The 510-nt window shown below is 34.3% G+C and carries 1 protein-coding gene; it reads right to left on the bottom strand.

Annotated features, from left to right (window positions below; all coding sequences use genetic code 11):
* A partial coding sequence (locus tag B2S90_RS07445; RefSeq protein ID WP_286696806.1) for a tetratricopeptide repeat protein occupies positions 1–300 on the bottom strand: 300 nt, incomplete at its 3' end.
* Positions 301–510 lie beyond the last annotated feature (210 nt).

Raw genomic sequence — 510 nt, 5'->3', positions numbered from 1 at the left:
ATGAGCATAATAAGCAGCAAGATTGTTTAATCTTGCCAACGTGTCTTTGTGATGTAAGCCAAGTACTTGTTTTGATATTTCATATACCTGTAGACCACACTGTATGGCTTGATTGTAGTCCCCTAATTCATCACAATAATTAGATAAATCATCTAATGTATTTAATGTATCTGAATGATTTTCTCCTAGAGTCTCTTTGTAGAAAGCATAGAGTTGTTGGGTCAACTGTACTGCAAGAGCATAATTATTAGAATTGATTGCATCTTGGATCATTTTTAATAGTGTATCTGCCTTAATCATAATGAGACCTCCATAGTTCATATTGTAAAGGACGAAGAGAAAGAATAGCAACAACTAAAAAAGAGATAGCATTTTTTCATGCTATCTCTCAAGAGGTAGAATTTTAAGATCTTCTGTTTCTCTTAAGTAACATTGCACCTGCAACTGTCATCATAGAAATCCAGCCCGCAATTGATGTCACATCACCTGTCTTAGCAGGTTTCTTATCAT

The sequence above is a fragment of the Catenibacterium sp. UBA627 genome, from assembly GCF_002299355.1.
Lineage (GTDB): Bacteria > Bacillota_I > Bacilli_A > Erysipelotrichales > Coprobacillaceae > Catenibacterium > Catenibacterium mitsuoka.
Note: the sequence above shows the minus strand (reverse complement) of the source record. Positions and strands in the feature narration are given on the sequence as shown.